General features: G+C 55.3%; 1 protein-coding gene and 5 pseudogenes. 2 read left to right on the plus strand and 4 right to left on the minus strand.

Annotated elements, in window-relative coordinates; all coding sequences use genetic code 11:
- Positions 1-377: 377 nt before the first annotated feature.
- From CHB75_RS21050 to CHB75_RS21060, 3 genes and pseudogenes are all read right to left on the minus strand, one after another.
- Complete coding sequence (locus CHB75_RS21050) at positions 378-893, minus strand: VPLPA-CTERM sorting domain-containing protein (RefSeq protein ID WP_089274112.1); 516 nt, start codon at positions 891-893, stop codon at positions 378-380.
- Between the two features lie 166 nt (positions 894-1,059).
- A pseudogene (locus tag CHB75_RS21055) lies at positions 1,060-1,331 on the minus strand (transposase); the annotation flags it as partial.
- Positions 1,328-1,561: pseudogene (locus tag CHB75_RS21060) on the minus strand (IS110 family transposase); the annotation flags it as partial. The pseudogenes CHB75_RS21055 and CHB75_RS21060, both read right to left, overlap by 4 nt.
- 234 nt (positions 1,562-1,795) lie before the next feature.
- Between CHB75_RS21060 and CHB75_RS22595 the strand changes: the two are divergent.
- Positions 1,796-2,047: pseudogene (locus CHB75_RS22595) on the plus strand (helix-turn-helix domain-containing protein); the annotation flags it as partial.
- Between the two features lie 31 nt (positions 2,048-2,078).
- Here CHB75_RS22595 and CHB75_RS21070 read toward each other — a convergent pair.
- Positions 2,079-2,429: pseudogene (locus tag CHB75_RS21070) on the minus strand (integrase core domain-containing protein); the annotation flags it as partial.
- 137 nt (positions 2,430-2,566) lie between these two features.
- Between CHB75_RS21070 and CHB75_RS22315 the strand changes: the two are divergent.
- Positions 2,567-2,716, plus strand: a pseudogene (locus CHB75_RS22315) (IS110 family transposase); the annotation flags it as partial.

A 2,716-nucleotide genomic window follows, 5' to 3' on the forward strand; every position in this document is an offset into this window, starting at 1 on the left:
CACGCTGACGAAATCGGGGGACATTACCAGCCTGTCACCCTGATCGAAGCCGGGAAACTCTGCCTTCGGGCGGTCCAACGTTGGGGGTCGGATCAAGGTTGGGCAGCCTCTACATCAGACTGAGGGAACTTCCGCGGGGCAGGTCACCTGGACGGCTCCGCGCCCGGCCTGCTTGCCCAAACCGACCAATCTGAAACCCGCAGACTCTCGTTATGAACGAGGGGCCAGCGGGGGCGGGCCACGACCATCAATCAAAGCCTCATAGTGTCAGCTTTGGATCGCGGACACTATCGAGCACACTCTAACAAAGCCAGAGCAGGAAGACCGGAGGTTTACCATGAACCAAGCGGCATGAAACCTAACCGGGATGATGAGTTTCAGGCAGCCTTGCGGCGTTTGCGGAGCGCTGCAGCGCCGCCGATGGCCCCAAGAAGAAGCAGGCCAGCTGCGGGAAGCGGAACTGTGGCGTCTAGATTGAATGCCAGGGTACCCGAACTCGGAATGCGTCTTTCATATACGCCCAGCGTGTACGTTCCCGCGCCAAGGCCGGAGAACAGGATCGTTCCATCCGGGGTGGTAGATTGAATAATGTTACAGCCACCAAAGAAGACCCCACCTGCGCCGTTACACGCTGTTGTGTCGGTGGTTAGGCGCGTCGAGCCGTTCAGGAAGATGAAACCCGAAGCTTCGGTCGGCCCCACGCCACTATACGAAAGCAGGCTGAGAGAGCCGACTTCATTTGCACCAATCGTAAATACCTCAGAGTGAGAGTACGGAACGGAGCTCCAAGTGAAGATGAAGGGAGTCGTTGTAGCAGCCTGAACTGCCTGCCCGCTGATCACAGACATGATAAAGACAGTCAGGATAGCAGGTATTTTTTTAATACTAAACATTTGGATTGGAAACCTCTTATAAATGCAACGACCAATTATCCTGCCATCAAAATGCCATATTTATCTGAAGCGATCAAGATATTTTCGCATCTCCGCTACCCCCGGCAGCCTTAAAACATACAGCGCAGTAACCTGCGGGAACCGCTTAGGCTCGGGGCTCATTGATTTAGAGCCAGAATAAGATAGTCACCGCGAGCACGATGGCTGACAGGAATACTTTTGGGCATCGATCATATCGGGTGGCGACACGGCGCCAGTCTTTCAGGCATCCTAACATAATCTCGATCTGGTTGCGCCATTTGTAACGCCGCTTGCTATATTTGATCTCCTTTTCACGCGACTTCCGCCCGGGGATTCAGGGCTTTATTCCCTTATCTATCAAAGCCTCGCGGAACCAGTCGGCATAATATCCCGATCTCCAAGCATCCAATCCGCTTGACGTAGGCGGCTGGGATGAGCCGCACGTCATGACCCAGCTTGCCGATCTCACGCCCCCAGAAATGCGCGCCGCCACAGGCTTCCATCGCGACGACACAAGATAGCAACTGGCCGAAGAACTCCAGAACCTGCGCTCGCCGCAGTTTCTGCGGCAAGACCGCTCCGACCAGCGCCATCAGCCCATGAACCTGAAACACATTCTTGGCCAAACTCTCGGCGAATGCGGGTATTCACCTGCCAGTCAGCGGATCAAGCCCGACCGTGGTAATCCCAGACATGACCGTCCTCTTTTGTGGATCAATGCAAACCCACCTTGGTACATTGATGCCGTCGGGGGGCGGTCACGTCATCATGAAAATATATACCATAACATCGATTATACGTAATTTTAAATGTGGCCGGGCACATTCTGAACTGGCGTGCGACAAATCCCCTATCTTGCTGGAAAGCAAGGAGAACGGAAGATGGCCCACACTGAGTTAGGACTGCGAGAGCGTCGCATGATCGAAGACATGTTGAACGCGAAGATGTCTGTTGACGAGATTGCAGCTGAGATCGGCAGGCATCGCTCAACCGTGTATCGCGAGATCAAGCGCAACCGATTCATCGACGACGAGCTGCCAGACCTGAATGGCTATTACGGCATGACCGCGCAAGGAACAGCTGTGAACCGGCGCGCGCGTCGGCGCAAACTGGTGCGGTTTGTGGATCTACGAAATGACCTGCCCTCCGCCGGTCCTTCGTCCATAACGAGAGTCCGCTGCTTTCAGACTGGTGGTGTGGTCGGTCGGTTTGGGCAAGCGCGCCGGGCGCGGAGCCGTGAAATTGCTCAAGCGTCCGGCGCGCTTCGAGCGGCGTCTGGTTCCCGAGCGATGAGTGTGGCCTGACGGCGTTATAATCGTAGCGCCCAAGGGCAAGCTTGCGGCGGGCATCGTCCAAGGTGTCAAATATCTCCTCGTTCAGAAGCTCGTCGCGCAGGCTGCCGTTGAATGACTCGATAAAAGCGTTCTGTTGCGGCTTTCCTGGATCGATGTAACGCTAAGGAACGTCGTTCTTGTCGACCCATTTCAGGATGGCGCAGCTGGTGAACTCGGTTCCATAACACCTTCGGAATGACATTGATTTAAAGGCTATGATTGCCTGCGCAGCCCCCAAGTAGCGCAGCAGGTGGTCATAGCCGGGTCTCAGGTCCCTACAGTGGTTTTGCACAAACCACACCGCAAGGGAGACTGACTATGACCAAGACCAGTATTGCACAGACCGAGCCTGTTTTGGTGGCCGTTGATATTGCTAAGGCCCGCCATGAAGTCTTCATCGCTATTCCAGGTAGGACGCGCCGCCGCCGCCTGACTGTTCTAAACCAACTCGACGACGTCAACCGATTG

The organism is Puniceibacterium sediminis (assembly GCF_900188035.1).
Classification (GTDB): Bacteria; Pseudomonadota; Alphaproteobacteria; order Rhodobacterales; family Rhodobacteraceae; genus Puniceibacterium; species Puniceibacterium sediminis.

Coding starts and splice junctions, on each gene's coding strand:
- CHB75_RS21050 (WP_089274112.1), bottom strand. CDS start 893: ATGTTTAGTATTAAAAAAATACCTGCTATCCTGACTGTCTTTATCATG.